This window comes from Thioalkalivibrio sp. AKL7 (assembly GCF_000381705.1).
GTDB classification, from domain to species: domain Bacteria; phylum Pseudomonadota; class Gammaproteobacteria; order Ectothiorhodospirales; family Ectothiorhodospiraceae; genus Thioalkalivibrio; species Thioalkalivibrio versutus.
The window spans coordinates 538233-563268 of sequence record NZ_KB906947.1; the positions used below are offsets into that span (position 1 = coordinate 538233).

Genomic DNA, 25036 nt, shown 5'->3' on the forward strand with positions numbered 1-25036 from the left:
CCCGTTAACGGTTGTGGATAAAAAGGAGTCACGTCCGGGATCACCGCCCGGCCCACCCGCCAATCACTTACGGGGGCCCGACCCGCATCCCGGATGCGGTCTCCGGCGTGTTCGAGCCACCGCCCACGTTCTCGGTGTTTAGCCAGCGTCAAGCTACGTGAGCGCCAAGCCCCGCGTCTGTCTGTTGCCGAACAAAACCCGGCAGCGGAACACAACCCGTCCTACTTCGGCATGCGGCCATGCGGGTGTCTGTGCGCGACAAGCAAGCCAATGCAGTGATGACCTCGAAGCGTGCGCGGCCCGCTCGCATGAGTCCCGAGACGCCCTGTGCGGTGCCGCACCGACGGGCAATCCGGCCACGCATACGCTTAAAGGCGAATCACGGGGTTCGGACAGCCTGTCGCCGAACCCGTCCAACCAGGAAAAAGCTCATGAACCAGATCATCTACATCGTCGGCGCCATCGTTATCGTCCTGTTCATACTGGGATTCTTCGGACTCCGATAGGACCCGCATCGTCGCCGCGGAGGGTTTGCCCGCAGCTTTGCCGGGCCGCCGAACAGCCCGCCGGTCATTCGGGGGAGCAGCCACAGGCCCCCATCCGTCAGGCAGGGTGCGCCATCCGACATGGCCGGTTGCGCGCCAGGGAGACCCTGATCCATTCGCACGTCGCGCACCGGTGGCCGACGCACGCGTCGAGCGCCCTGCCGGAGACCCCGCTCTGCATGCCTACGCGCGTACCGGAGGCGTCTCCGTGCTTGCGTGCTCGAAGGGCACCAGACGCTGCCGTTCCTCGTCCCACAGGGCGAGCCGGGCGCAATGGAGGCTTTGCTTCAGCGTGACACGGCTGATCTTGCGAAGCTGCGGATGGTCTTCCAGCACCTCGGGCAATCGGTAGAACGGAATGCGGCTGGCGAGATGGTGGACGTGGTGTACCCCGATATTCGCGGTCATCCAGCGCAACACCGCAGGCAGCTCGTAATAAGAACTTCCGTAGAGCGCCGTTTCCTGGAAGCTCCACGCCTCGTCGTGCGCCCAGCGCGTATTCTCGAACTGGTGCTGGACATAGAACAGCCAGACGCCGATCGAACCCGCCAGAACCGCGATCGGCAGGTGCACCAGGAGAAAGGTGCCCGCACCCACCAGCCACATCATCGCAACGACGACCAGCGCAATGCCTGCATTGGTACCCATGGTGCTCACCCAGGGCATCCATCCCGCGCGCAGGAAGCCGACAGGAACGCGATTGTTCAACATGAACAGGTAGACCGGACCCAGCCCGAACAGGATCAGCGGATGCCGGTACAGCCGGTAACGCAGGCGTTGCGAGGCAGACAGGGCCTGGTATTCCCGCACACTCAAGGTATCGATGCTCCCCTCGTCCGCGCGATCCAGATTGCCGGAGTGCGCATGATGGAGGGCGTGCGTGTGACGCCAGAAGTCGTAGGGCGTGAGCGTGAAGATGCCCAGCGCCCGTCCCACCCAGTCATTCGCGCGCCGGGACGGGAAGAATGACCCGTGCCCGCAGTCATGCTGGATCATGAACAGCCGCACGAGAAATCCGGCAGCGGGAATGGCCAGCACCAGGCCAACCCAGTAGCCGGCGCTCACACTGGCCCAGGTCAGAAACCAGAAAAGTCCGAACGGGATCACAGTAACGACCAGTTCAAACACGCTGCGCGCGAGAAGCGGCGTACGATAGGCGGCCAGGGCACGCTGTAACGCTCGGGGATCATCGGCGGTTTCGACAACCGCTGCTGGTGGTTCCATGCTGAGGCTCCGTACTTGGCTCGACTCCAGCGGCCGGGTTCGCAACCCACCGCCGGCGAGCCGGTTTCTAACACCGGGCTTTCGGTCTCGATACTAGGAGCGGGTCCGAAAGCCGTACACTTCCAACCTATACTGGGGCCAGGCGCGTTCACCGTATGTTCGATCCCGCACATTGCGCCTGCTGCACCATGGCAGCTTCCGCTCCGCCCCCCGCGAGCCTTGTCGTCTGTTCGCCTCCGCAAGTTCGTGCAGACGCCCTGGTCACGCCCATTGGACACGCACATTGAACGTGGAACGTCCAAACCTCTGTAGCATCCGGGTGTTACTCGATCTACCCGCCATTCAGGCTCGGGTGCACACACGCCAGTGGTCCGGGGCGCCCCGCATCAGGGACGAGCCCCCTCGGGGAACATCTGTCGAACTCACGTTCCCTGTGAACCGCGCATTGACCCCTTGCACCTGTACGTCTATTAATGTGATAGGCGATGCAACCAATCGAGCCCTGCGTACGTCAGTACACGCAGCGGAACAGTTGCGGTCGCGGCAATCGGGGGGGCGTCTATGTGCCGACGGAACCTCATGGCAGGAGGCCTGGAATGCCGTACGCCAGTAAAACTCGCGAGAACCACCTACTCGCAGGACTTCCGCTCGACGATTACGCGCATCTTTCCCCGCACATGGAGGCGGTACCCATGCCGCTGGGGGAAGTCCTGGCCGAGCCCGGACACCCGATGCGCTACGCCTACTTCCCCACCACGGCCATCGTGTCCCTCCTCAACGTGATGCAAGATGGCGGAACGACCGAAGTTGCCGTGGTTGGATACGAGGGCATGATCGGGGTCTCCTTGTTCATGGGCGGCGAAAGCACATCCAGCCGCGCGGTCGTGCATAGCGCCGGACACGGGTTTCGGCTGAAGGCCCAGGTCCTGAAAGACGAGTTCACCCACGGCGGTCACATGCAGCAATTGCTGTTGCGCTATACCCAGGCGCTGCTGACCCAGATGGCACAAACGGCGGTATGCAACCGTCATCACACCCTGGACCAGCAACTCGCCCGCTGGCTGCTGCTGAATCTCGACCGTCTGCACGCGAACACCCTCGAAATGACCCAGGAACTGATCGCGCATATCCTGGGCGTGCGCCGGGAAGGCATCACCTGCGCCGCCGGAAAACTGCAAAAAGCGGGCCTGATCGAGTACCACCGCGGGCACATCACCGTGCTCGACCGGCCCGGTCTGGAGGCGTGTGCCTGTGAATGCTATGCGGCGGTCCGGGCGGAATACCATCGTCTGCTGTCGACGACGCCTGATCTGCAGACGGGGCGCCGATTAAGCGTGTCTCGCTGACAGCCCCCCGATCGCCATGGATGCAGCGCCTCTGATCCCAGGCCCATCCACCACCGAACGTCGCGGGTCCGGACGCCATTCGCATGCTCTCGCACGCCTCCCCATCGCCGCAGTTATACAAGAACCGCCGCAACCTCCAGCCAGCCCTCCTGCCGCAAACCGGACGATGCGATCCCGGGCGCCTCGACCCGCCGTGCCCATGAATGGGTGTCTCCCTCCGCGACAGCATGCCGGTCGATCCCCCTCGACGCGGTAATGATCGTGTTTCTTGCGCCCCGGCCCGCCGCACCCTAGCGTGGCGGGCTAACTCAGGCACGGATCGACCCATGCGCCAGATGTCTCCCCGAGAACTACAGGACTACCTCGCCCAGGCGGAGAACCCGCCGCTGCTCCTGGATGTCCGCGAGCCCTGGGAATACGAGCACTGCCACATCGGGGGCTCGCAACTGCTCCCGATGGGCCAGATCCCGACGGCCTATCAGGATCTGAACGCCGAGGACGAGATCGTGGTGATCTGCCACCACGGGGTGCGCAGCCAGCAGGTCTGCAGATTCCTGGACCGGGCCGGATTCCAGCACGTGATCAACCTGACGGGCGGCGTCGATGCCTGGGCGCGCGATGTCGACCCCCACATGCCGACCTACTGACCCACGTGTCCCGCAGACCGGCCCTGTCGATCATCATCCCGGCCTGGAACGAGGCCGAATGGCTACCACGCACCCTGGCGGCGGTGCAGGAAGCGCTATCCGGCATTGACCGGAACAGCGAGATCATCGTGGTCGACAACGCCTCGACCGACCGCACGCCACAGATCGCCCAGGCCGCGGGATGCCGCGTCGTGTTCGAACCCGAGCGCCGCATCAGCCGCGCCCGCAATGTCGGCGCGGCCGTAGCCTGCGGCGATTACCTCCTGTTCGTCGATGCCGACACCTGGCCCGACCGCGCCCTGTTGCAGGCAACACTGGACGCGCTGGACAGCGGCGAGGTCTGTGGGGGTGGCGCGCGGGTGACCTTCGACCACCTTAGCCACCGGATCTATCGCTGGGGTGCCACCGCGTGGAACACCCTCTCCGCGCGCCTGGCTCTCGCGGCTGGCTGCTACGTCTTCTGCACCCGCGAGGCCTTCGCGGCGGTGGACGGCTTCAGCGAGGCCGTGTACGCGGGGGAAGAGGTGTTCCTGTCCCGCGCGCTGAAACGCTGGGGCCGCGCGCACGGCCAGCGCGTCGAGATCCTGGAAACGCCCGTACTGACCTCCGGCCGCAAGGCGGACTGGTTCCATCCAGGTCGCCACATCCTCGTGGTGACGCAGGTGCTGCTGTTCCCCTGGAGCCTGCGCTCACGCCGCCTCAGCTGGTTCTGGTACACCCGCCCACGCCGGCATTAACAAAGCACATCGAACTCCAGAACTTGGCCTCTCAGGATGATGGCACCAGCAGCGTCAGGCGCCGGGCCTGGCGGCATACCGCCTCGGCCGTGCTGCCCAGCAGCAGGTCCGTGACCGGGTTGCGGCCGCGCTTGCCGATGACCACGAGATCCGCGGCCTTTTCCTCGGCCACCCGACCGATCACGACCGAGGGCTTGCCCTGGCCGACGAGCACGGTGTCGCAGGGGCGCTCACCGGCCCGCTGCGCCAGCCCCTCGACGTGGGCCTCGATGGTCCGGCGCTCCTCGACGCGTTCGGGATCATCGTCCCAACGCCCGACCGCCACCACCACCCCGCGCCGACACTGAGGCAAGACCTGGAGGAAGACCTCCTCGGCAGCCGCTGCGGCCTTCGAGCCATCCGTCGCCAGCAAAGGGCGACACACCGGGGCCTCGGCCAGTGCCACATCGCCGCCGGTGGGTGCCAGCAGCAACGGGCGCCGGGCGCGGCGCGACAGATCCAGCACCGTGCTACCGAGCAAGATGTCGCGCAGCGAGCTGTGACCATGGCTGCCGGCCAGGATCACGCCGGCACCACGCTCTCGGGCCACACGCTCCAGTTCGGAGGCCACGGCGCCCGCGCAGACGGCCGTATCGATCTCGAAACCTCGCTCACGAAACCGGGCGGCCATTTCCTCCAGGCGCTCTTCGTAATACGGGCCATGCCCCAGCTCGGGGGCCTGGGTGTACCCCCCGACCAGCACGTGGACCAGGGTCAGCCTGCGGCAGCCTAGCGCTCGCAAGCGTTCTAGCTGGCCCTCCAGACGGGCCGAGGCGGGCGAGAAGTCGACTGCAACCAGAACATGTTCGAACATCGCGCTCTCCAGCCTTTAGTTTTGGCTTTGGCCCATTTCGCCTTCCACCACCAGCCGGCGCCAGCGAAACAGGCCCTCCCCATCAATACGATAGGGACCCGCACCGAGATCATCGGCGACGAAGACCCGGACGCCATCGATCTCCCGGACGGTATAACCGTTCGCATTACGCGGTGCGCCCGGTTCGGCCACCGGCGCCGCGGCCTGGCCGCCACAGCAGCCGTGGCGCGTAGACAACCGCAGCGTCACCTCGCCGCCCTGCCCGGCCAGCCAGTCGCGTGCCGCATCGGTCAGGGTAACCGTGGTCATGCCGGTTTCCCCTCGATGTCCGCCGGGAACCAGTGGCGAGTGCGATTGGCGATGCGCACCAGCGCCAGCATCAGCGGCACCTCGACCAGCACACCCACCACGGTCACCAACGCCGCACCCGACTGCAGGCCAAACATCGCGATCGCCGCGGCCACCGCCAGCTCGAAGAAGTTGCTCGCGCCGATCATCGCGCCGGGGGCCGCCACCGCATGCCGCACGCGCCACGCCTTGGCCCAGTAATAGGCGATGTAGAACACCAGGAAGGTCTGGATGATCAGCGGGATCGCGATCAGCACGATATGCCCCGGGTTCTCCAGGATGCGCTCGCCCTGGAAGGCGAACAGCAGGACCAGCGTCACCAGCAGGCCGATCGGCGTGACCGGGCCCAGACGCTTCATGAACACGTTGTCGAACCACTCGATGCCCTTCTTGCGGATCAGCCAGATGCGCGTCAGGTAGCCGGCGACGAATGGAATGACGATGTACAGCAGCACCGACAGCGCGACCGTGTCCCAGGGCACGTGGATGTTGGACACGCCCAGCAGGAGCACCACGATGGGGGCAAAGGCGAACAGCATGATGATGTCGTTCACCGCCACCTGTACCAGGGTGTAGGCGGCATCCCCGCGGGTCAGGTAGCTCCAGACGAACACCATCGCAGTACACGGCGCCGCGCCGAGCAGGATCGCCCCGGCCAGGTATTCACGCCCGAGGTCTTCCGGGATCCAGGCGGCATACACCACCATGAAGAAGAACCAGGCGATCGCGAACATGGTGAACGGCTTGATCAGCCAGTTCACCGAGGTGGTAATCGCCAGGCCCTTCGGCTCCCGGCGCACGCCGAGGATGGCGGAGAAGTCGATCTGCACCATCATCGGGTAGATCATCGCCCAGATCAGGATGGCCACCGGGATCGACACCTGCGCGTACTCCCATTGCGACAGCGTCTCCGGAACGACGGGCAGGAGCTGCCCCAGGGCGACGCCCGCCACGATGCACAGCGCCACCCACACGCTCAGGTAGCGCTCGAAGATGCCCATGCCTTCCTTCGTCGAGATCTCCTCGACGGAGGCGTTCCGGTCGGTCATTGCTTTCTCCGTATCTGCCGGGGTGAAGCGTCAGCCGCAACCCTTGGCTTCATCGTCACGGTCTGGCTGGCACGAGACGCTTGATGTCCCTTCCGGTACACAGCAGTCACCGGTCCCTTCATCCCGTGCGCCGAACATCGGGATGCTCCCGAGCGTGTGATAACTCTCCCACGCGATCCCGGCCGGATCGGTGGTCCAGTACTTGTCGGATTGCGCGTAGCAGCAATGCGTGCCCATCTCCTCGTGCACGTCCGCGTCGATGGCGTCCAGACGCTGGCCCAGCTCCTCGAGCTCGGCCGCCTCTTCGGCCTGGATGCCGAGGTGGTTCAGGCCCACCGGCGCACCGCGGGCCGACACCGCGAAATTCACCCGCGGGTCCTCCAGCATCCATTTCGCGTAGTCGCCCTTGACCACGCTCGGCTCGGCCGCGAACAGCTGCGAGTAAAAGCGGATCGCCGGTTCCAGTTCCGGCACGGAAACGTGCAGGTGCATGCGCTTCATGGATCAGACTCCTTGATTCACTACATGTCGCGGATCGGCCCGGGGTCCCACTGGCCATCCCGGGTGAACCCGGTCCGGCTCGGTTGTTGCGGTCCCCACCCGGGCGCGTGGTCTATCGGACGTGCCGGCCCGGCACTTGCAGAGCCGCTGTGGCTTCCGTATCCCCTGCACAGTCCAGGGCCGCAGGCAACGCGCAGCCGTCGGCGTCGGCCGCACAGCAGTTTTCGGTCAGGTAGGCGACCAGGTCCTGCATCGCGTCGAGATTCACCCGATAGCGCTGGTAGCGCCCTTCCTGCGTGACCGTCAGCAGACCCGCCTGCGTCAGGGTCTTGAGGTGAAATGAGAGGTTCGTGCGCGGCAGTTCCAGGGTTTTGGCGATTTCGCCGGCGACCCGCCCATCGTGGCCATATCGCACCAGCAGGCGCACGATATCCAGGCGAATGCCGGAGGCCAGCGACTCGAACATGTGGGTGGCGGTGACCTTGTCCATAGGCCAATTTTTCAACGATCCTTGTATCGTTGTCAAGTGACAGGACCCAGTCGCCGTTGCCACGGGCGCGCACCTCTTTCTCAAGAACCGCCCGATGCCGCCCCGCACAGCCTGCAGGGTTTGCGCCGGGCCACCCGGTCGCCGCCGGTCTGTCGGGGTTTTCCCGCGGGGCATCGAGGCCCGGTATACTGCGCGGTCTCCCGTTCAACTCCGACCACGACGCCCGAGCCGCCATGAACCCGCGCCTGGACCGGCTACAGCCCTATCCGTTTGAACGCCTGCGCCGGCTGTTCGCGGACCTGCAACCGCCTGCGGACCGGGAGCCCATCGCACTGTCGATTGGCGAGCCGCGCCACGCACTGCCCGATTTCATCGAACCCGCCCTGCGGGCCTCCCTCCAGGGCTTCAACCACTACCCGACCACACGCGGCGAACCGGCCCTGCGCGAGTCCATCGCGGCGTGGCTGCAACGGCGCTTTGACCTCGGCAATGTGGATGCGGACCGGCAGGTGCTTCCGGTCAGCGGCACGCGCGAGGCCCTGTTCGCGATTGCCCAGGCGGTCGTGGCACAGAAGCCCGGCGCCCGCGTGCTGATGCCAAATCCGTTCTACCAGATCTACGAAGGCGCGGCGCTGCTCGCCGGGGCCGCGCCGGCCTTCTACGACCTGGCGCCGGAGAACAGCTATCTGCCCGACTTTTCGGCGGTCGACGCGGCCACCTGGGAGGACGTGCAGCTGGTCTACATCTGCAACCCGGGCAATCCCGCCGGGGCCTGCATGTCCGAGGCCGCGATGCAGGACCTGATCCGCCTGGCCGAGCGCCACGACTTCATCATCGCGGCGGACGAGTGCTACTCCGAGATCTACCCCCCCGATGGCGAACCGCCGGCCGGCCTGCTGGGCGCTGCCGCCCGAATGGGCAATACCGCCTTCGAGCGCTGCATCGTCTTCCACAGTCTGTCCAAGCGATCCAACCTCCCGGGGCTGCGCTCTGGTTTCGTGGCCGGCGATGCGGCCCTGCTCGACCGCTTCGCGCTGTACCGGACCTACCATGGCTGCACCCTGCCGCCGCCGACGCAGGCCGTCAGCCGCGCCGCCTGGTCAGACGAGGCCCACGTGGCCGAGAATCGTGCCCTCTATGCCGAGAAATTCGCTGCGGTGGTCCCGATCCTGGAATCGGTGATCGACGTGCGAGCACCCGCCGCCGGCTTCTACCTGTGGCCGCGCGTGCCGGATGGTGACGACGAGGGCTTTGCCCGACGCCTCTACGGCGAGGCGGGGGTCACGGTCCTGCCGGGGCGCTACCTCTCCCGGACCGACCCGGAGACCGGGCACAATCCCGGGGCCGGACACGTGCGCATGGCGCTGGTCGCCGCGCCCGCCGCCTGCATCGAGGCGGCCGAGCGGATCACCGCGCTTTATCGTTAACGCCACTCATCAATTTATTTTTCATTGCCTTAAAGGGAATACCTAATGTCCGATATCCAGAGCACCATCGAAGCCGCCTTTGAACGCCGCGCCGACATCAACCCGCGCAACGTGGAAACCAACGTCCGCGACGCCGTGAACGAGGCGCTGGATATGCTGGACACCGGCCGTGCCCGCGTCGCCGAGAAAAAGGACGGCGACTGGGTGGTGAACGAATGGCTCAAGAAGGCCGTGCTGCTGTCGTTCCGTATCTCCGAGAACGAGTTCATCAAAGGCGGCTTCACCAACTACTACGACAAGGTCCCGTCCAAGTACGCGGACACCTCCAGCCGCGACTTCCGCGAGGCCGGCGTGCGCGTCGTGCCCCCGGCGACCGCCCGTCGCGGGAGCTTCATTGCCCCCAACACGGTGCTGATGCCGTCCTACGTGAACATCGGCGCCTATGTCGATGAAGGCACGATGGTGGACACCTGGGCCACGGTCGGCTCCTGCGCCCAGATCGGCAAGAACGTGCACCTCTCCGGCGGCGTGGGCATTGGCGGCGTACTGGAGCCGCTGCAGGCCGCCCCGACCATCATCGAGGACAACTGCTTCATCGGCGCGCGCTCCGAGGTGGTCGAGGGCGTGATCGTCGAGGAAGGCGCGGTCATCTCCATGGGCGTGTACCTGGGCCAGTCCACCCGCATCTACGACCGCGAGAACGACGAGATCCTCTACGGCCGCGTGCCGGCTGGCTCCGTGGTCGTCTCGGGCAACCTTCCGTCGAAGGATGGCAAGTACTCGCTGTACTGCGCCGTGATCGTGAAGCGCGTGGACGAGAAGACCAAGGCCAAGGTGGGCCTAAACGCCCTGCTGCGCGATGTCTGAGATCGCGCTCTACGGCATCGCCAACTGCGATACCGTCCGCAAGGCCCGCCGGTCGCTGGATGCGGCCGGCGTGGGCTATCGTTTCGTGGACGTTCGCAGGGACGGGCTGGAGGCGGATCGGCTGCGCGGCTGGGTCGACGCAGTCGGCTGGGAGACCCTGGTCAACCGGCGCGGCTCGACCTGGCGCCAACTCCCGGACGATCAGCGCGAGGGACTGGATGCGGAACGCGCCATCGCGCTGATGCTCGAACACCCGGCGCTCATCAAGCGGCCCGTCATCGAACAGGACACCGCGATCACCGTCGGCTGGACCCCCGAGACCGCGGCCCGGTGGGGAGCGGCCTGAGGCACCCGCGGCCATGCTGAGGCGGACCAGCATCCGTTGGCGGGCCTTGCGCTGGCGCGCCCACAACTGGCTGGCCCGTCATCCGCGCCTGCATGCCGGGCTGCATGCCGCCGGGAGCATGAAGAGCGGCCCGGAGGCGCTGGCCCGCGGGGTCGCGATCGGGCTGTTTATTGGCCTGACCCCCACGGTCGGCTTCCAGACCGTGTTGATCATCATTCTGTGCATTGCACTGGCGGGCAATTTTCCCACGGCGTTCGTGGCCTCGTTCGTCAGCAACCCCTTCACCGCCGCGCCGCTGTATTGGGGTTTCCACGAGCTCGGCGAGGCCGTGTTCTACTATGTCCCCCTGATCTCGCACGACCCCGACGCCTGGTATCTGCAGGGCATCGGGGACGAGATCACCTATACCCTGATGGGCAGCCTGCTGATCGCCACGCCAACCGCCATTGCCGGCTACTGGGCCTCCCGCCGCCTGTCGGCCGCCTGGCAACGCCACCGCGACCGGCGCCGTGCCGAACGCGCTGCACAGCGGGAGCGTTAGAGAGCCACTACTGGACCCCGCTCCGACGTCGTTCACGCCACACCGAATCACCCGGGTCCGGGTCATCAGCGGGCGCCTCCAGCCACGCATCCAGCAGCTCCACCTGGCCACCATTGCGCTCCAGCGGGGGCACGTCCGCGTAGGGATCGGGGTTGAGGCGGCCATCGTGCCAGGCCCAGGTGAAGTACCCCAGGTTCACCAACGCGAGAAACAGGATCAGCCAGCGCATTCGGCGCCCTCCCAGCGCGCCAGCTCCCAGAGGCCGTCCAGCACCAGGTTCGGGAAGATCGTGGACTCTGCACGCAGCACCGGCGCCAGCCAGTAGGCATCGCCCCCCGTCAGCCAGCAGGCCGCGCCCGCCCGCTCCACGGTCCGTGAGCGCGCGATCAACCCATCCAGCGCGCCGGCCAGCCCCAGGCTCCATCCGCGCTCCAGGGCCTCGGTGCTGTTCAGGCCCGGCGCGGTCTCCAGGTCATCCGGCCACTGCGTGGCCTCGCGCGGCGCAATGCGATCTGTCAGACGCGTCTGCAGCGCCTCCCAGCCGAGCTGGCGCCCCGGCAACAGATAGCCTCCCGCATGGCGACCGTCCGCCTCCAGTACATCCACGGTGACGGCGGTGCCCGCATCGACCAGGATCACCGGCGCATCGCAGCGGGCCCGCGCCGCGACCAGCGCGCAGTAGCGATCGACGCCCAACTGCCCCGCCGCATAGTCGATCCGCAGGCCATGCGGGCCGTTCGCCGGCACCGTCACCGCGTGTACCGGCGCGTCGATCCCGGCAGCCGCCAGTTCGACCGAGAACGCCGCCTCGCGCTCGCCGGGCCCGACCCGCGACAACCAGACGGCCGTGAGCGGGGCCTCGCGCGCCATCGAGGCCAGGCCACGGACACAACCGGCCGGGTCACGATTCGCCCCGGACCCCAGCACTTCGCCCTCCGCGTTGCGCACCTGCCACTTCACACGGGTACTGCCGATATCCACCAGGGCAATGTCAGACATGTTCGCAACTCCGTACCGAGACCTCGCCCGAATGCAGGTGCCGGATCGCACCGTCGTCGAACTGCACAACCAGGCAGCCACTCGCCGGATCGATTCCATGCGCCTGTCCGCGGACGCCGTCATCCAGGATTTCGATCGGCCGGCCGCGCAGGCAGTCCAGCCGTACCAGCTCACGCTCCAGCGGCACAAGCCCTTCGCCCATCAACAGCGGATGCAGGCGACATTGCTCCGCGATCACCCGGGCTGCAAGCTCCAGGAGATCCGGAACCGGGCCGGGGAGCTGGGTCGCGAGATCGGTCACCGCGCGCTCCAGCTCCAGGGCACCGGCGCCTTGCCGGTTGAGACCAATCCCCACCACCAGCCAGCCTGGCTGGCCACCACTCGCCGCGCGCTGCTCCACCAGGATGCCGCCCAGCTTGGCGGCATCGACCATCAGATCATTGGGCCACTTGAGCCGCACACCTTCCAGACCCAGCGCTTCCAGCGCACGGATGACCCCAATGCCAACCCCGACCGGATAGGCGGGCGGCACCCGCCCCTGCATGATGGGCCATGCCAGCGACAGCGCCAGGCTCGCCCCCGGAGGCGAATGCCAGACACGACCGCGCCGCCCGCGACCCGCTGTCTGGGCCTGCGCCACGCAGGCGCGTGGCAGATCGCCCGCCTCGGGGCGGGTCTCCAGCAGATAGCGGTTGGTCGAGTCCACCGACTCCAGCACCTCGACCGTCGGCGCCGTCACACCCGCCCCGTCGACCAGGCGTTCGACACGCGCTTTCAGGCGTGCGCTCTCCGGCGCCATAATGCAAACTGTGAACGCGGTCTCGGTCATCGGGATCAGTACTCGGCTCGCATCCGGGCCAGGGGGAACAGGGCTTGCATACAAGGCACCATGGTAAGCATTCCGGTCGGACGGTGCTGCGCCTGCTGATACTGGTGGCGGGGCTGGCTCTGGCCGGCACCAGCGCGGCCGAGCTCTACTCCTTTCGCGATGCCTCCGGGGCCCGGGTCCTGACCGACGAGCGCCCGCAGGGCGTTCCCTACGAGACCATCCGCTCGCCCGGCGGTGCCGGCACGGTCACCTCGACACCCGGCGGTGGAAACTGGTCACCCAGTCAGATCTTCGTGTTCCAGGGCCCGGGTGGAGAGCGCCTGATCACCAACCAGCGTCAGCAGAATAGCGGCATGGAGCTGATCGCTACCTACGGCCGACCGACCGCCCGCGCACGTTGCGGTGCCCGCGCCCGCAATGCCCTGGCCACCGGCGGTGGCGACTTCGCGGACCTCATCCACAACGCCGCCCACCGCCAGGGCGTGGACCCGGCGCTGGTGCAGTCGGTGATTCACGTGGAGTCCTGCTTCGATCCGCAGGCGGTATCCCGGGTGGGCGCGCACGGCTTGATGCAGCTGATGCCCGCTACCGCCGCCGATCTCGGGGTGACCGACCGCTTTGATCCCGCCCAGAATATCGATGGCGGCACGCGTTACCTGGCCGCCATGCTCGATCGCTTCGAGGGGGATCTGGATCTCGCCCTGGCCGCCTACAATGCCGGCCCCGGCGCGGTGGAACGGCATGGCGGCGTGCCCCCGTTTCGCGAGACACAGAACTACATCCAGCGCATCCGCGCCCAGTATGGCGGCAACGGGCGGCTCGACTGACGACCCTCAGGCCTTAGGGAGACGCTGATTTAATCGCACGTTCGCGTTGGTGCCCCCTGTTTCCCGAGACCAGGCGCGTCGTGCAGCGGGTAGTGGTTCTACCCGCAAGCGGCGCAACGCAGGATCGGGGAACAGGGGGCACCAACCCGACAAATCATTGAAAGAGCGGGCTCGGCCGCTTTTGCGCGCGCACGGCGTTGCGGTTCCCTTGTGCAGAATGACTGCACGGCAGTCACCGCGCCTTGTTCGCACGCAAAAGCGACTCGAGCGCGAACGTGCGATTAACTCAGCGTCTCCCTAGGCTTGTCCCGGCCGCAGTTCCAGCACTGGGTGAACTGCGGCTCGATCACCTCGCCACAGCGCGGGCACTTCCAGTCGCGGCCGTCGTGTTCGGGCTCGCCCTCCAGATATTCCAGGATGATGGCGCGCGCCTCCTCGGCCTGTTCCTCGTGCACCACCATAATGCGGGCCCAGGTCTCGGTCGGCGGGACTTCCCCGACGGCACCGTAAAGCCCGGCCTGGTTCACGTAGGCCGGGATGCCGGCCTCCTGCAGCAGGGTCTCGATGAACCCGGCCATCACCGGGTCGGCGGCAGAATAGACGGTCCTCATGATCGCGACCGTAGCACGCAGCCCGAACCCGGCGCAGCGGCGGCGGTGCCTACTGCACGGTGCCCTGGTTGGCGGCCTGGAAGTACTCCATCGCCTTCTGGATGGCGAAGAACGGGGCCTCGTCGAGGGCGATCTGCGTATGCGGCAAGTTGATATCCGCGTAGTACTTGCGCATGGCCAGCACGTGGATCGGCAGCTCGCGCGCGAACATCGGGTTTTCGAAGTTGAAGTACTGCCCGAGCCCCAGCACGAGGTCCTGGCGTTCTTCGGCCGTCAGGCTCTCCGGCGACACCACGACATCCGGCAGCTGCCCGGCCTGGCCATCGACCGAGACCACCACCTGGCGATCGCCTTCGGCCGCGGCGGGGATATCGTCCCCAGTCACGAGCTGCAGGTTCTCGGACAGGTCCAGGTAGCCCTTGGACAGGATATGGCCGTGGGGCTGAAACACCTTGCTGGACATGTTCACTGCCCACAGCTCCAGGGTCTCCTTGAGGTCCTGGGCCGCCTGCACCTCGCCCAGGGCGAACAACTGCCGGGCGTAGAGGATGTCCCAGACCCAGACCTGACCGTATTCGGGCAGCTCGCCTTCGGCGACCACCGAGACCTTGTGCAGCTCCGGCTGTGCCTCGTCGCGCGCGTGCAGTGTCAGGGTAAATTCGGCCAACGGACTTCTCCTTACGGCAGCGCGTTTCGCGCTGCATGATCAAGCGTTCAAGTATAGCCACCAGCGCCGAGACAGCGCAGTTCAGGTACGCCGCCCGGGGACTTCCAGGACCGTTCTCGGCCGTCCCAACCGACCCCGGTTCACGGAACTGACATAATGCCGTCATAGACTCTCGGTCCCACTTCTGCCGCGAGTCGTGCATGCCGGATGCCGACGTGACCCAAACCGACCTGTTCCTCAACCGCGAACTGTCCCTGCTGGAATTCAACCGCCGGGTACTCGCCATCGCCCAGGACCCGGCCTTCCCGCTACTGGAACGCCTGCGCTACCTCAGCATCTCCTCCACCAACCTGGACGAATTCTTCGAGGTCCGCGTGGGCTCGCTGCGCCAGCAGGTCGAACTGAACGTGCAGGCCCCGGGCCCGGATGGCCTCTCGGCCGCCGAACAGCTGCGCCAGATCGCGCCGCGCGCCCACGACCTGGTGGAACAGCAGTACAACACGCTGAACGACGAGCTGATCCCGGCGCTCGCAGCGGAGGGGATCCACTTCGTTCGGCGCACCCACTGGGACGCGGCCCAGCGGGACTGGGTGCGGGAGTACTTCCGCGAACAACTCCAGCCGGTCCTCAGCCCGATCGGCCTGGACCCGGCCCATCCGTTCCCGCGCATCCTCAACAAGAGCCTGAACTTCATCGTCACCCTCAAGGGCAAGGATGCCTTCGGGCGTGAATCCGGCCGCGCCGTGGTCCAGGCCCCGCGTTCCCTGCCGCGCCTGGTACGGCTGCCGCGCGAGGTCGCCAGCGGCGACAACGACTTCGTGCTGCTGTCATCCATCCTGCATGCGCACGTGGACGAGCTGTTCCAGGGCATGAAGGTCACCGGCTGCTACCAGTTCCGGCTGACCCGCAACTCGGACCTGTTCGTGCAGGAAGAGGAGATCGACGACCTCCTGAACGCCCTGGAGGGCGAGCTGCCCCAGCGCAACTACGGTGCCGGCGTGCGCCTCGAGGTCGCGGACAACTGCCCGCAGGAGGTCGCGGAGTTCCTGCTGCAGCAATTCCACCTGGAGCCGGACGACCTCTACCAGGTCACCGGACTGGTCAACCTGAACCGCCTGATGGCCGTGCACGAACTGGTGGAGCGGCCGGACCTCAAGTTTCCCCCGCTGGTCCCGGCCCTGCCCCGCAGTGACACGAGCGGCAGCGGCATCTTTGCCTGCATCCGCGACCAGGAGCTGCTGCTGCATCACCCCTACCAGTCGTTCATGCCGGTGGTCGACTTCCTGCGCCAGGCGGCGGCGGATCCGCGGGTGCTGGCCATCAAGCAGACGCTCTACCGCACCGGCACCCGCTCGCCGCTGGTCGAGATCCTGATCGAGGCGGCGCAGGCCGGCAAGGAGGTCACCGTCGTGATCGAGCTGCGGGCGCGCTTCGACGAGGCCGACAACATCGAGCTGGCCAACCGCATGCAGGACGCGGGGGTCCATGTGACCTACGGCGTGGTCGGCTACAAGACCCACGCCAAGCTGGCGCTGGTCGTGCGCCGCGATGGCGACCGCATCACCCGCTACGCCCACCTGGGCACCGGGAACTATCACTCCGGCACCGCCAAGGCCTATACCGACTTCGGCCTGCTGACGGCCGACCCCGTGCTTACCGAGGACGTCCACCGCGTGTTCCTCCAGCTCACCGGCCTGGGCAAGGTGACCCGGCTGCGCCAGCTGCTCCAGGCGCCATTCCGCCTGCACGCCGCGATGCTCGAGAAGATCCAGCGCGAGATCGACAACCACCAGGCCGGGAAGCCCGCCCGCATCATCGCGCGCATGAACTCGCTCAACGAGGCGAAGATCATCCAGGCCCTCTACAAGGCTTCGCAGGCGGGCGTCCCCATCCAGCTGGTCGTGCGCGGCATCTGCAGCCTGCGCCCCGGGGTGCCCGGCATCTCGGAAACCATCGAGGTGCGCTCGGTCCTGGGCCGGTTCCTGGAACACTCCCGCGTGTTCTATTTCGAGAACGGCGGCGACCCCGAGGTGTTCCTGTCCAGCGCCGACTGGATGCCGCGCAACTTCTTCCGCCGCGTCGAGGTAGCCTTCCCCGTACGCGACCCGGAACTGCGCGACCGCGTCGCCGAGGAATCCCTGTTCAACTATCTGCAGGACAGCTCCACCGCCTGGGCACTGCAGCCCGACGGCAGCTACCAACGCATCCGGCCAACCGCGGGCGAGATCCCCTATTCCGCTCAGGAATCCCTGACCGCCCAACTGTCGGGTGCCACCACGGGCTGAGCGACCCTCTGTCTCGCCGACTTCAGAATCCCTCATTGGCAACGAGCTTCAGCCAATTGCAGGGAACGTTCTCCTAGGGAGACGCTGATTTAATCGCGCGTTCGCGCTCGAGTCGCTTTTGCGTGCGAACAAGGCGTGGTGACTGCCGTGCAGTCACTCTGCACAAGGGAACCGCAACGCTGTTCGCGCGCAAAAGCGGCCGAGCCCGCTCTTTCAATCACTTGTCGGGTTGGTGCCCCCTGTTCCCCGATCCTGCGTTGCGCCACTTGCGGGTAGAACCACTACCCGCTGCGCGACGCGCCTTGGCTCGGGAAACAGGGGGCACCAACGCGAACGCGCGATTAAATCAGCGTCTCCCTAGGCGTTGGCTCCCTTCCGCCGCGGTAGGGTGCCGTTGAGCGCAGCGAAACGCACCATTTCCCGCGTCGTGCCAATCCCTTGATGGGATTCGCTACGCTCATCCCATCCTGCGACCCGGCGGCTGGCTGAACGTCATGGCTAGTCAGGTCAGGATTTGTCGTGGTGCCGGTCCGCTGAAGCGTTGCCGGAACGCGGGACATCGTGCATCCCGCCCAGCAAGCTGACTTCGGCGTCGCCGTGCCGCAGCAGGTCCTGCAGCAGGACCACGATCCCGGCCACGCAGAGGAACAGCCCGAAATTCAGGCCGATCGACTGCACATGGCGGAGCACAAAGAAGAATTCCGCCTCCTGCGCCGGAATCCACAGGATCGGCGCCATCACCCCCAGCAGCGCCACGAATGCGTACACCATGAAGCGAATGAAATGCACCGGGACCCTGCGGATGCTCAAGCCGTAGACGATGGTCGCCACGATCAGCACACTCGCCGTCGCCTGAACCGCAATCATGGCCCGGTCGGTGATGAACACGTACCGACCCTCCTCGTAGGTGGCTTCGCTGAGCCCGCCGAACACCGCCACCAGCAGCGCATTCCCGATCACATACACCAGGCTGAGCAGGAAGGGCAGTGCCAGCAACCGGTTGTGTCGCATCAACCGAAACCCGGTCGCCGACCACCAGATGCCGATCCACAGTGGCACCGCGAGTACGTAGATCCAGACCACCACGTTCAGCATCCTGCGTTCCTTGTGTCAGGTTCGGAATAGGGGCTCACTCGAACTCCAGTTCCAGCTTGTGGCGGGCCCAGTCCTCGCGTTCTGCATCCAGATCGGCGCGCGTTAACGGGTGGGTATCCAGCCAGTCGGGCGCGAAGGTCAGCGTCAGACCCTCCTGCGTCGCCTCGATGCGCTCCAGCGGCACCGGATCCGGCGCGCGCGAACGATGCAGCAACACGGCCAGACGCAGCAGGGCCGCCATGAACAGCAGCGGCCGCGCGCGATCCTCTCGCACCCCGGACAACAGCTTGGGCTTCAGCCCGCCCCGGTGCAGGCGCACCAGCCACGCCAACTCGGCCTGTTCGGGCTGCGAGAAACCCGGCAGGTCGGCCCAGGTGAGGATGTACTCCCCATGTTTGTGGTATTTGCTGTGGGCCAGTGCCAGGCCGATCTCGTGCAGTTCGGCCGCCCAGTCCAGGCGTTCCGCGTCATCCTCGCCGAGCTCCCAGGCGGCGCGAACGGCGGTCACCAGACGCGCCACCGTCGCCTGCACCCGCTCCGCCTGGGACGCATCGACCGCGAACCGCCGGCGCAGATGGTGAATGGTGCTGCCACGCACATCCTCGTGCCGAAAACGTCCCAGAAGGTCGTGAATCACGCCCTCGCGCAGGGCCCCGTCCGAGGGGTGCAGCCGCTCGATCCCCAACGCCTCGAAGGCACCCAGAAGCACCGCAAGGCCACCGGCAATCACGGGCGCCCGGTCCTCGGCCAGACCGGGCCATTTCAGCCGCTTGATGGCCCCCTGCTCGATCAGCGCATCGCGCAGCCGCTCCAGGTTCTCGCGGCTTACACCCGGCGCCTCGTCCAATTCCCCCTCATGCACCATGCGGTCCAGGGCAAGGATCGTACCCGACGCCCCCAGCGCCTGCTCCCAGCCGGCCGCGCGGTAGGCACTCGCGATCGGTTGCAGCTCCCGCTGCGCCTGCAGTTGCGCGGCCGCGAAGGCCTTGCGCGTCAGTTTGCCATCGGCGAAGAAGCGCTGGGTGAACGTCACGCAGCCCATCTCCAGGCTCTCGGCCAGGACCGGCTCGAAGCGCTCTCCAATAATGAATTCGGTACTGCCGCCACCGATATCCATCACCAGCCGGCGGCCGCTATCGTCCGCCAGCGCATGCGCCACGCCCAGGTAGATCAGCCGCGCTTCCTCGCGCCCGGCAATGATCTCAACCGGATGCCCCAGGGCCTCTTCCGCCGCGCGCAGGAAGGCGCGGCTGTCGTCCATCTGGCGCAAGGTGTTGGTGCCGACCACGCGCACGCAGCCGCGCGGCAGCTGGCGCAGTCGCTGGCCGAAGCGATCCAGACAAGCCAGGGCACGCTGCCCCACCTCCGGATCCAGCTGTCCATCGGGATCCAGACCGCTGGCAAGACGCACCGTCTCCTTGATGCGGTCGACCTTCAGAACCTCGCCGTCCTGGCGCCGTGCCACGATCATGTGAAAGCTGTTGGAACCCAGATCAACGGCCGCAACCGTCTCGGCATCGTTCTCCGTGTGCATGTTCAATCCGCCTCACCGCCGGCCAGCCGTTCGAGGATACGTCGAGGCAGGTGCCAGGCGAGCTGCATGGGGCCCGGCAGCGCGCCCGTCAATCCGCAGGCATCGCCCTTGCCCATATGAACCAGACTCCGCCCGCCCGTCGTGCCCAGCAGACAGCTTACGAGCAGCGACAGGTCCGGCTCGTGTCCCACGATCACCAGTCCACCATCCGCCGGGAGATTGCGGGCCAGGGCCTCGACCTCCAGCCCCGTGGGTTGCCCGGGCGCCAGCCATTTCTTCTGCCGCACCGGGACATCCAGCGCCTGGGACAAAGGGATCGCCGTCTGGCGGGCCCGCAGATAGGGGCTGCAAAGGAGCTCGACCGATCCCGGCAGCAGATCCCCGAGCGCCTGCGCCATGCGTACCGCACTCACCTGGCCCTTGTCGGTCAGCGGCCGGTCACGATCCGCCCCGTCCCAGTCGCCGGGGTTTCCGGCCTGGGCGTGCCGCACCAGCACCAGCCGCGGTGCGCGCATCCCGCTCAGTCCGCCCCCGGCCGCAGCAGAAACAGGGAGTACCACTCCTCGGGCGCCGACCACTGTGCCGCATGTTCGAGCCCGGCCGCCGTCAGCAGACGGTCGATGGCCTCGCGGCTGAACTTGCGCGAGATCTCGGTCCGGATCACCTCGCCTTCGGCGATCTCCAGAACCGCCTCCGGCTCCGACACACGCACCGTCTGCTGTCGCCGCGACACCAGGTGCATCTCGATCCGCGAGAGGTCTTCGACGAACGGAGCGCGATGCTCGAAACCCTCCGGATCGAAGTCCGCCCCCAACTCGGTATTCAACACCGACAGCAGGTTCAGGTTGAATGCCGCGGTTACCCCCGCCGCATCGTTGTAGGCCGCCTCCAGGACCGGGCGCGGCTTGACCCGGTCCAGCCCCAGCAGCAGCCGGTCTTCGGGGTTCATGGTGTCGCGGATTCGTCGCAGCAGTGCAGCCGCCTCGGCGTCCTCGAAATTCCCCAGACTGCTGCCGAGAAAGGCAAACAGGCGCGGACCGTCGGCTTGCGCACCGGAAACATCGGCCAGATGGGTCAGCGCCGCCGCATAGTCCCCGCACAGGCTGTCCACCCGCATCTGATCGAAGCGCTGCAGGAGTCGCGCGCCGGCCTCGTCGAGGATCTCGCCACAGACATCGTTCGCGACGTAATGGGGCGCGGAGACGCGGGCTTCCAGCGCCGCCAGCAGGTACTCGGTCTTGCGCGACGTCCCGCTGCCGAGTTCAAACAGCGTGCGCGCCCCGGACGCCTCCAGGATCGCTTCGGCATGCCGCTCCAGCAGGTCGGCCTCCAGGCGCGTGGGGTAATACTCCGGGGTATCGCAGATCGCATCGAACAGCTGCGATCCGCGCGCATCGTAGAAATACTTCGGCGGCAGGGACCGGGGCGGCTCGAGCATCCCCGCGCGGAAATCGGCCAGCAAGTCGGCGTGGGCGTCGCGTTCCTCCACCACCTGGCGGCTGTAACGAGGGGAAATAGAGACAGCACTGGGTTCGGCGGACATCCGGGCTTCCGTATCGGGGTGGTTTGCGGCACGCTAGCACGAAACCCCGGACGCCCCAACTGACCCTAGCCATGTGCCGACACCTCGCCTATCTGGGTCCTCCGATCACGCTGCGCAGCCTGATCCTGGATCCGCCACACAACCTGATCGAGCAAGCCATGGCCCCGCAGGAGCTGGTGTATGCCCGCGTCAACGCCGACGGCTTCGGCTTCGGGTGGTTTGGCGAGGGGGGCGTTGCGCGCCACTACCGGCGCGCCGATCCGCTCTGGCAGGATCCCAACCTGGTGGATCTGGCCAGCGACATGACCCAGCCCCTGTGGGTTGCCGCCATCCGCAGTGCAACCCCCGGCTTCGGCGGCGACACCGTCAACGCCCAGCCATTCGCCCGCGATGGCCTGCTGTACAGCCACAACGGCCTGATCAGCCGCTTCCGTCCCGACATCCGGCGCCAGATCCAGAACATCCTCAGCCAGGAGGTCGAATCGAGCATCGAGGGAACCACCGATTCCGAATACCTCTTCGCCCTGGTCCGGCAATACCTGGCCGATGACGACAACGCGACGCTGGAGGGCGCCCTCGGCGAGGCGTTCTCCACCGTGGAGACCTGGCTGGGGGCCGACACCGCCCTGCTGAACGTGATCCTGTCCGACGGCCGCCGCATCATCGCCAGCCGCCATGCGGTCAATGCGCCCTGTCCCAGCCTCTACTACACCACCGATGACGAGACGTTCCCCGACGACAGCGTGGTCGTGGCCTCCGAGCCCCTCACCGACCGCGAACGCTGGCGCCCGGTCCCGCCCGGCCATCTTTTGATCCTCGATCCCGACGAACCGCCGGAACTCCTGGCGCTGTAACACGCTCCACCGGATATGAATGCCGCCCATCCGCAGCCAAGTGCAAACCCGCACCCATCCGACCTCCTGGACTGCCTGGCGACCCAGCACGACCGCCTGAACACGGCACTGGAGTCGACACCGGGGAACGAATGGCGCAATCAGTATCACCCGGACCTAAGTCCCATCGGGTGGCACTACGCCCATTGCCATTTCATCGAGGCGGTATGGCTACACGAACGCATCCTCGGTGAACCACCGCCCGACCGGCGCGACTGGCACGATCTCTACTTCCCGGAACAGAGCCCGAAGTGGCGCCGCGGCGGAAGACTCCCGACGCGCCCATCCCTGCTGGAATGGGGCAAGGCCAGCCAGCAACATCACCTGGACTTGTTGCACAACCATCCGGCGGTGCGGCGGCATCCCCTGCTCGAGCGGGACTACCTGACCGGTTTTCTCGCGCAGCACCACGCCATGCACCTGGAAAGCCTGGAGCAGGTGCGCTGGTTCGCCCGCCTGCATCGCCCCGCCCCACCCCGAACGCAGGAGCCAAAACCGGCACTGGCGGCCGGCGGCGACTGGATCGAGTGCCCGGGCGGCGAACATGTCAGCGGCAGCGACGCGGCGACCGCCTTCGACAACGAGCGTGGCCTCCACCCGGTCCGGCTCGCGCCCCACACGATCCGCTCGCATCCGGTCTCCAATGCCGAGATCGCCGCGTTTATCGAGGCCGGAGGCTACCGCCCGGGCCCCCACTGGGACCCGCCGGGTCGAACCTGGCTGGTACAAACGGGCATCGAGACACCTCTCGGGTGGTGGAAGCTACCCGACGGGACCCGGGTACAAACCCTCCCCCACGGCACCCAGGCACTCGATCCGCATGCACCCGCCGTCGGACTCTCCTGGTTCGAGGCCTCGGCCTACGCCCGCTGGGTGGGTGCCCGCCTCCCCCACGAACACGAATGGGAACACGCCGCCCAGGCCGGGCGGTTGCGCGCCACGGGCCAGGTATGGGAATGGTGCGGCAACACCTTTCAGCCCTACCCGGGCTTCCAGCCGTTCCCGTACGAGGAATACTCCCTACCCTGGTTCGACGGCGAACACTACGTTCTGCGCGGCGGAAGCGCCTGGAGCGATCCATTGCTCACCCGCTCTACAATGCGCAACTTCTTCACCCCCGAAAAACGCCACGTGTTCGCCGGCCTCCGGCTTGCGCGCAATCTGTAGAGGTTCATGAACATGCGACCGAAGAACACTCCCCTCGCGCCCCGCCCGTCCTGGCTCGTCGCCGGGCTCGCCGCCCTGGTCCTGGCGTTTCCGGCTACGGCCATCGCAAGCGACGGCGGAACCACGCTGGCCCTGACCGGCAAGGCCGAGCGCCAGGTCGCCAACGACCACATGACCGTGCTGATGACGACCGAGGCCCGCGCCCCGGAGGCCGCCACGGCCGCCGCCACCGTCAACCGCAACATGCACGCCGCACTGGAACGCGCCGGCGAACAGGATGGGATTGACGCCCGCACCCTCGGCTATTCCACCCGCGCCATTCACGACTCCGACGACCGCAGCCGCATCAATGCCTGGCTGGTCCAGCAGAGCCTGGAACTGACCGGAGCCGATTTCGATCGGTTGACCGAACTGGTGGGCGCGCTCCAGCAGCGGGACCTCAACGTCAGCCAGATCCGATTCTCCCTCAGCCCCGAGGCACGCCAGGAACATCGCGAGGCGATGATCGAAGAGGCGATGGAAGATCTGAAGGAACAAGCGCGCGTCATCGCCCGCTCGCTGGGGGCCACGCACCTGCGCACGCTGGAAGTGGAATTGCCGGACGACCACTACGATCGGCCACAGCCCATGATGGCCATGCGCGCCATGGACGAGTCAGCCAGCCAGCCGTCACTGGAGGCCGGGCATTCCACCCTGACCCTCAGCGTACGTGGACGCCTGCAGGCCCTGGGCGCCGAGACCCTGCGCGTCACCCCGCGTTAGCGCGCAAGTCCATCCCGTAGGGTGCCGTGAGGCGCTAGCCGAACCGCACCGATCCATGCGGGCCCCGACCCCCGGGTACCCCCGGCCTCGATCGGTGCAATTCGCTGCGCTCATTGGCACCCTACGTCGTTCATGATCAGGGATAGCCCCTGGATATCAGAGTTCGCGAGAACGCCCCTCAGCGGGCGAGTTCCAGCACCAGCTCGCCGTCACGCACCTCGATGGATTCGATGCCGGCACGCAGTTGCTGGAAGGGCTCCAGCGCCAGCAGGTCTTCGTCCTTCAACCCGCCCAGCCAGGCATCCGGCAACGGGATTCCGGCGACGCTGACGCCGACCAGGCGCGCATGCACCCGCCCATCCTCGGTCTCGAAGCGCACCCCCGAGCGTACATTCAGGACACGACCTCCCAGCAGTGGGATATCCGCCGGAACATCGATGCGCACCCGAGTGCTGACCTGCCCCGGTGTAAGACGCATCGCCACGCGTCCGGCCAGGTCCGGGTCCTGGGCGATCAGGGCATTCAGTTCGCGCTCGCTGAAGCGCACGCTGCGCGCCTCGGCGCGTTCCTCGTAGAGTTCCTGGACCAGCGGCTCGGCCTCGGCGTCGAGGTCGATGATGGGGTCGCCGGGTGCCTGATCCGGGCGGGGCTCGGCATCGCGCGGCCCCAGCGCCTGCAACTTGGCCTCCAGCTCGGCCTGCTCCTCGACGTCCAGCGTCACCGCCTCGGGCTCGCCCGACTGCAGGTGGATCACACCCCAGAAGCCGGCCCACAACGCAGCCAGGATCAGCAGGACAATCAGGTAGCGCGGGGGACGCCCGGTGGAGCGATACTGGATGGGCGCGGAGGGTTCGTTGTTCTTGGCCATGCCGGACTCTCGCAGATCAGGACGGCGTCATGGTC

At 66.8% G+C, this 25036-nt stretch carries 28 protein-coding genes; 12 read left to right on the forward strand and 16 right to left on the reverse strand.

Going from position 1 to position 25036, the window contains the following annotated elements; translation table 11 throughout:
• Positions 1-728: 728 nt before the first annotated feature.
• On the reverse strand, positions 729-1769 hold the full coding sequence (locus G315_RS0102380; protein WP_018145501.1) for a fatty acid desaturase: 1041 nt from the start codon (positions 1767-1769) through the stop codon (positions 729-731).
• A gap of 692 nt (positions 1770-2461) precedes the next feature.
• Here G315_RS0102380 and G315_RS0102385 point away from each other — a divergent pair.
• From G315_RS0102385 to G315_RS0102395, 3 genes are all read left to right on the forward strand, one after another.
• Positions 2462-3115 (forward strand): Crp/Fnr family transcriptional regulator, encoded by a 654-nt coding sequence (locus G315_RS0102385; protein ID WP_018145500.1) that lies wholly within the window; start codon positions 2462-2464, stop codon positions 3113-3115.
• A gap of 326 nt (positions 3116-3441) precedes the next feature.
• Positions 3442-3762: a rhodanese-like domain-containing protein gene (locus G315_RS0102390; RefSeq protein WP_018145499.1), complete on the forward strand. Its 321-nt coding sequence runs from the start codon at positions 3442-3444 to the stop codon at positions 3760-3762.
• 5 nt (positions 3763-3767) lie between these two features.
• The gene (locus G315_RS0102395) at positions 3768-4499 is read left to right on the forward strand and encodes a glycosyltransferase (RefSeq protein ID WP_019611849.1); all 732 of its coding nucleotides are present in this window, start codon (positions 3768-3770) and stop codon (positions 4497-4499) included.
• 31 nt (positions 4500-4530) lie between these two features.
• Here G315_RS0102395 and G315_RS0102400 read toward each other — a convergent pair whose 3' ends face one another.
• The 5 genes from G315_RS0102400 to G315_RS0102420 form a co-directional block, all read right to left on the reverse strand.
• A complete protein-coding gene (locus G315_RS0102400; RefSeq protein WP_018145497.1) occupies positions 4531-5352 on the reverse strand; it encodes a universal stress protein in 822 nt (273 codons plus the stop codon).
• 15 nt (positions 5353-5367) lie between these two features.
• On the reverse strand, positions 5368-5661 hold the full coding sequence (locus G315_RS0102405; RefSeq protein WP_018145496.1) for a CC/Se motif family (seleno)protein: 294 nt from the start codon (positions 5659-5661) through the stop codon (positions 5368-5370).
• Complete coding sequence (arsB, locus tag G315_RS0102410) at positions 5658-6749, reverse strand: ACR3 family arsenite efflux transporter (RefSeq protein WP_018145495.1); 1092 nt, start codon at positions 6747-6749, stop codon at positions 5658-5660. The genes G315_RS0102405 and arsB overlap by 4 nt, the downstream gene beginning before the upstream one ends.
• Before the next feature lie 30 nt (positions 6750-6779).
• Complete coding sequence (locus G315_RS0102415) at positions 6780-7250, reverse strand: ArsI/CadI family heavy metal resistance metalloenzyme (protein ID WP_018145494.1); 471 nt, start codon at positions 7248-7250, stop codon at positions 6780-6782.
• A gap of 112 nt (positions 7251-7362) precedes the next feature.
• Positions 7363-7740 (reverse strand): helix-turn-helix transcriptional regulator, encoded by a 378-nt coding sequence (locus G315_RS0102420; RefSeq protein ID WP_018145493.1) that lies wholly within the window; start codon positions 7738-7740, stop codon positions 7363-7365.
• Between the two features lie 233 nt (positions 7741-7973).
• Between G315_RS0102420 and dapC the strand changes: the two genes are divergently transcribed.
• The 4 genes from dapC to G315_RS0102440 are packed head-to-tail and all read left to right on the forward strand — an operon-like array spanning position 7974 to position 10921.
• Positions 7974-9167 (forward strand): succinyldiaminopimelate transaminase, encoded by a 1194-nt coding sequence (dapC, locus tag G315_RS0102425; RefSeq protein WP_019611850.1) that lies wholly within the window; start codon positions 7974-7976, stop codon positions 9165-9167.
• Positions 9168-9212: 45 nt separating this feature from the next.
• Positions 9213-10034 (forward strand): 2,3,4,5-tetrahydropyridine-2,6-dicarboxylate N-succinyltransferase, encoded by an 822-nt coding sequence (dapD, locus tag G315_RS0102430; protein WP_018145491.1) that lies wholly within the window; start codon positions 9213-9215, stop codon positions 10032-10034.
• On the forward strand, positions 10027-10380 hold the full coding sequence (locus G315_RS0102435; protein ID WP_018145490.1) for an ArsC family reductase: 354 nt from the start codon (positions 10027-10029) through the stop codon (positions 10378-10380). Before dapD ends, G315_RS0102435 begins: the two co-directional genes overlap by 8 nt.
• Positions 10381-10393: 13 nt before the next feature.
• Positions 10394-10921 (forward strand): DUF2062 domain-containing protein, encoded by a 528-nt coding sequence (locus G315_RS0102440; RefSeq protein ID WP_018145489.1) that lies wholly within the window; start codon positions 10394-10396, stop codon positions 10919-10921.
• Positions 10922-10928: 7 nt separating this feature from the next.
• On the opposite strand, the gene G315_RS0102445 is transcribed toward G315_RS0102440, so the two are convergent.
• The 3 genes from G315_RS0102445 to G315_RS0102455 are packed head-to-tail and all read right to left on the reverse strand — an operon-like array spanning position 10929 to position 12719.
• Positions 10929-11150, reverse strand: a complete 222-nt coding sequence (locus G315_RS0102445) for a hypothetical protein (protein ID WP_019611851.1) — start codon at positions 11148-11150, stop codon at positions 10929-10931.
• Positions 11138-11920, reverse strand: coding sequence for a type III pantothenate kinase (locus G315_RS0102450; RefSeq protein ID WP_018145487.1), 783 nt, complete (start codon positions 11918-11920; stop codon positions 11138-11140). Before G315_RS0102450 ends, G315_RS0102445 begins: the two co-directional genes overlap by 13 nt.
• Entirely contained in the window at positions 11913-12719 is an 807-nt protein-coding gene (locus tag G315_RS0102455; protein ID WP_018145486.1) for a biotin--[acetyl-CoA-carboxylase] ligase, read from the reverse strand. The genes G315_RS0102450 and G315_RS0102455 overlap by 8 nt, the downstream gene beginning before the upstream one ends.
• Positions 12720-12832: 113 nt before the next feature.
• Here G315_RS0102455 and G315_RS0102460 point away from each other — a divergent pair, with 113 nt between their 5' ends.
• On the forward strand, positions 12833-13576 hold the full coding sequence (locus G315_RS0102460) for a lytic transglycosylase domain-containing protein (RefSeq protein WP_018145485.1): 744 nt from the start codon (positions 12833-12835) through the stop codon (positions 13574-13576).
• A gap of 281 nt (positions 13577-13857) precedes the next feature.
• Here G315_RS0102460 and G315_RS0102465 read toward each other — a convergent pair whose 3' ends face one another.
• A complete protein-coding gene (locus G315_RS0102465) occupies positions 13858-14187 on the reverse strand; it encodes a DUF2007 domain-containing protein (protein WP_038068268.1) in 330 nt (109 codons plus the stop codon).
• 49 nt (positions 14188-14236) lie between these two features.
• Positions 14237-14854 (reverse strand): hypothetical protein, encoded by a 618-nt coding sequence (locus G315_RS0102470; protein ID WP_018145483.1) that lies wholly within the window; start codon positions 14852-14854, stop codon positions 14237-14239.
• Positions 14855-15054: 200 nt separating this feature from the next.
• Between G315_RS0102470 and ppk1 the strand changes: the two genes are divergently transcribed.
• The gene (ppk1, locus tag G315_RS0102475; protein ID WP_018145482.1) at positions 15055-17139 is read left to right on the forward strand and encodes a polyphosphate kinase 1; all 2085 of its coding nucleotides are present in this window, start codon (positions 15055-15057) and stop codon (positions 17137-17139) included.
• 507 nt (positions 17140-17646) lie between these two features.
• On the opposite strand, the gene G315_RS0102480 is transcribed toward ppk1, so the two are convergent.
• The 4 genes from G315_RS0102480 to egtD are packed head-to-tail and all read right to left on the reverse strand — an operon-like array spanning position 17647 to position 21311.
• Entirely contained in the window at positions 17647-18234 is a 588-nt protein-coding gene (locus tag G315_RS0102480; protein ID WP_018145481.1) for a hypothetical protein, read from the reverse strand.
• A gap of 34 nt (positions 18235-18268) precedes the next feature.
• Positions 18269-19768 carry an exopolyphosphatase gene (ppx, locus tag G315_RS0102485; protein ID WP_018650024.1) on the reverse strand — a complete coding sequence of 500 codons (1500 nt, stop codon included), beginning with the start codon at positions 19766-19768 and terminating at the stop codon, positions 18269-18271.
• A gap of 2 nt (positions 19769-19770) precedes the next feature.
• Positions 19771-20283, reverse strand: a complete 513-nt coding sequence (locus G315_RS0102490) for a histidine phosphatase family protein (RefSeq protein WP_018145479.1) — start codon at positions 20281-20283, stop codon at positions 19771-19773.
• Positions 20284-20288: 5 nt separating this feature from the next.
• The gene (egtD, locus tag G315_RS0102495; protein WP_018145478.1) at positions 20289-21311 is read right to left on the reverse strand and encodes an L-histidine N(alpha)-methyltransferase; all 1023 of its coding nucleotides are present in this window, start codon (positions 21309-21311) and stop codon (positions 20289-20291) included.
• A 71-nt stretch (positions 21312-21382) separates the two neighbouring features.
• Here egtD and egtC point away from each other — a divergent pair, with 71 nt between their 5' ends.
• The 3 genes from egtC to G315_RS0102510 are packed head-to-tail and all read left to right on the forward strand — an operon-like array spanning position 21383 to position 24133.
• Complete coding sequence (gene egtC, locus G315_RS0102500) at positions 21383-22165, forward strand: ergothioneine biosynthesis protein EgtC (protein ID WP_018145477.1); 783 nt, start codon at positions 21383-21385, stop codon at positions 22163-22165.
• Between the two features lie 15 nt (positions 22166-22180).
• Positions 22181-23371 carry an SUMF1/EgtB/PvdO family nonheme iron enzyme gene (locus G315_RS0102505; protein ID WP_019611852.1) on the forward strand — a complete coding sequence of 397 codons (1191 nt, stop codon included), beginning with the start codon at positions 22181-22183 and terminating at the stop codon, positions 23369-23371.
• Between the two features lie 12 nt (positions 23372-23383).
• Positions 23384-24133: an SIMPL domain-containing protein gene (locus G315_RS0102510; RefSeq protein WP_019611853.1), complete on the forward strand. Its 750-nt coding sequence runs from the start codon at positions 23384-23386 to the stop codon at positions 24131-24133.
• 178 nt (positions 24134-24311) lie between these two features.
• Here G315_RS0102510 and G315_RS0102515 read toward each other — a convergent pair whose 3' ends face one another.
• Positions 24312-25001, reverse strand: a complete 690-nt coding sequence (locus G315_RS0102515) for a hypothetical protein (protein WP_019611854.1) — start codon at positions 24999-25001, stop codon at positions 24312-24314.
• Positions 25002-25036 lie beyond the last annotated feature (35 nt).

Coding starts and splice junctions, on each gene's coding strand:
- dapC (WP_019611850.1), top strand. CDS start 7,974: ATGAACCCGCGCCTGGACCGGCTACAGCCCTATCCGTTTGAACGCCTG.
- ppk1 (WP_018145482.1), top strand. CDS start 15,055: ATGCCGGATGCCGACGTGACCCAAACCGACCTGTTCCTCAACCGCGAA.
- G315_RS0102405 (WP_018145496.1), bottom strand. CDS start 5,661: ATGACCACGGTTACCCTGACCGATGCGGCACGCGACTGGCTGGCCGGG.
- egtC (WP_018145477.1), top strand. CDS start 21,383: ATGTGCCGACACCTCGCCTATCTGGGTCCTCCGATCACGCTGCGCAGC.
- G315_RS0102380 (WP_018145501.1), bottom strand. CDS start 1,769: ATGGAACCACCAGCAGCGGTTGTCGAAACCGCCGATGATCCCCGAGCG.
- arsB (WP_018145495.1), bottom strand. CDS start 6,749: ATGACCGACCGGAACGCCTCCGTCGAGGAGATCTCGACGAAGGAAGGC.
- G315_RS0102455 (WP_018145486.1), bottom strand. CDS start 12,719: ATGGCGCCGGAGAGCGCACGCCTGAAAGCGCGTGTCGAACGCCTGGTC.
- egtD (WP_018145478.1), bottom strand. CDS start 21,311: ATGTCCGCCGAACCCAGTGCTGTCTCTATTTCCCCTCGTTACAGCCGC.
- G315_RS0102415 (WP_018145494.1), bottom strand. CDS start 7,250: ATGAAGCGCATGCACCTGCACGTTTCCGTGCCGGAACTGGAACCGGCG.
- ppx (WP_018650024.1), bottom strand. CDS start 19,768: ATGCACACGGAGAACGATGCCGAGACGGTTGCGGCCGTTGATCTGGGT.
- G315_RS0102435 (WP_018145490.1), top strand. CDS start 10,027: ATGTCTGAGATCGCGCTCTACGGCATCGCCAACTGCGATACCGTCCGC.
- G315_RS0102515 (WP_019611854.1), bottom strand. CDS start 25,001: ATGGCCAAGAACAACGAACCCTCCGCGCCCATCCAGTATCGCTCCACC.
- G315_RS0102450 (WP_018145487.1), bottom strand. CDS start 11,920: ATGTCTGACATTGCCCTGGTGGATATCGGCAGTACCCGTGTGAAGTGG.
- G315_RS0102480 (WP_018145481.1), bottom strand. CDS start 18,234: ATGCTGAACGTGGTGGTCTGGATCTACGTACTCGCGGTGCCACTGTGG.
- G315_RS0102420 (WP_018145493.1), bottom strand. CDS start 7,740: ATGGACAAGGTCACCGCCACCCACATGTTCGAGTCGCTGGCCTCCGGC.
- G315_RS0102385 (WP_018145500.1), top strand. CDS start 2,462: ATGCCGCTGGGGGAAGTCCTGGCCGAGCCCGGACACCCGATGCGCTAC.
- G315_RS0102505 (WP_019611852.1), top strand. CDS start 22,181: ATGAATGCCGCCCATCCGCAGCCAAGTGCAAACCCGCACCCATCCGAC.
- G315_RS0102465 (WP_038068268.1), bottom strand. CDS start 14,187: ATGAGGACCGTCTATTCTGCCGCCGACCCGGTGATGGCCGGGTTCATC.
- G315_RS0102445 (WP_019611851.1), bottom strand. CDS start 11,150: ATGCGCTGGCTGATCCTGTTTCTCGCGTTGGTGAACCTGGGGTACTTC.
- G315_RS0102390 (WP_018145499.1), top strand. CDS start 3,442: ATGCGCCAGATGTCTCCCCGAGAACTACAGGACTACCTCGCCCAGGCG.
- G315_RS0102400 (WP_018145497.1), bottom strand. CDS start 5,352: ATGTTCGAACATGTTCTGGTTGCAGTCGACTTCTCGCCCGCCTCGGCC.
- G315_RS0102510 (WP_019611853.1), top strand. CDS start 23,384: ATGCGACCGAAGAACACTCCCCTCGCGCCCCGCCCGTCCTGGCTCGTC.
- G315_RS0102490 (WP_018145479.1), bottom strand. CDS start 20,283: ATGCGCGCACCGCGGCTGGTGCTGGTGCGGCACGCCCAGGCCGGAAAC.
- G315_RS0102440 (WP_018145489.1), top strand. CDS start 10,394: ATGCTGAGGCGGACCAGCATCCGTTGGCGGGCCTTGCGCTGGCGCGCC.
- dapD (WP_018145491.1), top strand. CDS start 9,213: ATGTCCGATATCCAGAGCACCATCGAAGCCGCCTTTGAACGCCGCGCC.